The following is a 2,279-nucleotide window of genomic DNA, read 5'->3' as shown; positions in this document are numbered from 1 at the left end:
CCGGGCTTGAGCGGCATCGAGGTGGCGCGCCTGATCGGCAAGCGCTCCCACCTGGTCTTCGTGACCGCCTTTGACCAGTATGCGCTGGATGCTTTTGAGCACGGCGTGCTCGACTATCTCGTCAAGCCGGTCACCGCAGTGCGCCTGGCTGAGACGGTCGCGCGCCTGCAAGCGCGCCTGCTAACGGCGCAACCGGCCGTGCACAGCGAAGCGCTGCTGGCAGCGTTGGCGCAGCGGCTCAAGCTCGACCAGCCCGAGCCGCTGCGCTGGCTGCGCGCGACGGTTGGGGCATCTTTGCGGATGATCCCGGTTGACGATATCGACTATCTGAAGAGCGACAGCAAGTACACCCTGGTCGCCTACCGCGACGAAGGCCAAGCCGCCGAGGCGCTGATACGGATGCCGCTGAAGGACTTGATCGCGCAGCTCGACCCGCAGCAATTTGCCCAGGTGCATCGCTCGGTGCTGGTCAATCTGCGCGCGATTCGGCGCGTCACGCGGGGCGACAACGAGACCGCCGACATCGAGCTCAAGGGCCGCAGCGAGCGCCTGCCGGTGAGCCGCAGCTATTTGGCGTTCTTCAAGGAAATGTAGGCCAAGCCAGCCGTGACTTGATCGCCGGCAGCCCCCACCCGGCCGCACCGGCCAAGCGCAATGCGAGCTACCAGGCGCAGAGTTCAGCGACCCTGCGCCGCTGACGCTTGATGACAACTTCTGGAGTTGACAATTGCCGCCTGCCGGCGGGTTTTCGGCGCTGCTCTCCAACGACCTCATCTACTTGGCCATGACGCCGGCAATGCTGCGCATCGGCCGGCCGGTGACCTGCGGAAGCCAGCTCTCGCTATGGCCGCCATTGGCAAAAGTCATCATCCACTTGCGACCTAAACCCTAAACTGCACAGGTACTTCAATCACCAAACAGTTTCAGGAGCCCGCCATGTCCGCAGAACCCCAATGCCCCTTCGCCGGCCACGCACGCGCCAACACGATTGCCGCCGCACCGTCCAACGCCGATTGGTGGCCGAATCAGCTGAAGCTGAGCATCTTGGATCAGCATTCCCCGCAGTCCGACCCGATGGGCGCCGACTTCGACTACGCCGCCGAGTTCAAGAGCCTTGATCTCGCCGCCGTCGTCCAAGACCTGCACGCGCTGATGACCAACTCGCAGGACTGGTGGCCCGCCGACTGGGGCCATTACGGCGGCCTGATGGTGCGCATGGCCTGGCACGCGGCCGGCACCTACCGCGTCAGTGATGGCCGTGGCGGCGCCGGCACCGGCAATCAGCGTTTTGCGCCACTGAACAGCTGGCCCGACAACGGCAATCTGGACAAGGCGCGGCGCCAGCTCTGGCCGGTCAAGCAAAAATACGGCCGCAAGCTTTCATGGGCCGATCTGATCGTCCTGGCCGGCAATGTGGCACTCGAATCGATGGGCTTCAAAACCTTTGGCTTTGCCGGCGGCCGGCCCGACATCTGGGCGCCCGAGGAAGACGTTTACTGGGGCGCCGAGACCACCTGGCTGGGTGACCAGCGCTACAGCGGCGATCGTCAGTTGGAGAACCCGTTGGCCGCCGTGCAGATGGGGCTGATCTATGTGAACCCCGAAGGCCCCAACGGCGTGCCCGATCCGATCGGCTCGGGCCGCGACGTGCGCGAAACCTTCGCCCGCATGGCCATGGACGACGAAGAAACCGTGGCCCTGGTGGCCGGCGGCCACACCTTCGGCAAGGCGCACGGCGCCGGTGACCCCGCGCTGGTCGGCAGCGAGCCCGAGGGCGCGGCACTGGAGGAGCAAGGCCTGGGCTGGATCAATAAGTTCGGCAGCGGCAAGGGCGTGCACACCACCACCAGCGGCATCGAAGGCGCCTGGAAGCCCAACCCCACCACCTGGGACAACGGCTACTTCGAAACCCTGTTCGGCTATGAATGGGAATTGACCAAGAGCCCCGCCGGCGCCAACCAGTGGAAGCCCAAGGGCGACGCCGGTGCCGGCACCGTGGTGGATGCGCACGATCCAACCAAGCGCCACCAGCCGATGATGACCACCGCCGACATGGCGCTGCGCATGGACCCGATCTACGAGCCGATTTCGCGCCGCTTTTTGCAGAACCCGCAGGCGCTGGCCGACGCCTTTGCCCGCGCCTGGTTCAAGCTCACCCACCGCGACATGGGCCCGCGCAGCCGCTACCTGGGCAAGCTGGTGCCGGCCGAAGTCATGATCTGGCAAGACCCCGTGCCCGCGGTCGACCATGCCCTGGTGAACGAGCGTGACGTGGTAGC

The 2,279-nt window shown here is 65.7% G+C and carries 3 protein-coding genes; all 3 read left to right on the top strand.

Annotated elements, in window-relative coordinates; all coding sequences use genetic code 11:
- On the top strand, positions 1-594 hold a 594-nt coding region (locus RMO57_RS06135), incomplete at its 5' end, for a LytTR family DNA-binding domain-containing protein (RefSeq protein ID WP_310385157.1).
- Positions 595-727: 133 nt separating this feature from the next.
- On the top strand, positions 728-892 hold the full coding sequence (locus RMO57_RS06130; RefSeq protein ID WP_310385155.1) for a hypothetical protein: 165 nt from the start codon (positions 728-730) through the stop codon (positions 890-892).
- Positions 893-936: 44 nt separating this feature from the next.
- Positions 937-2,279, top strand: a 1,343-nt coding sequence (locus RMO57_RS06125; RefSeq protein WP_310385153.1) for a peroxidase family protein, incomplete at its 3' end; no start/stop codon positions are given.

This window comes from Roseateles sp., assembly GCF_031397715.1.
Lineage (GTDB): Bacteria > Pseudomonadota > Gammaproteobacteria > Burkholderiales > Burkholderiaceae_C > Paucibacter_A.
The sequence above is the reverse complement of the archived record's forward strand: the minus strand, read 5'-3'. Positions and strand labels throughout refer to the sequence as shown.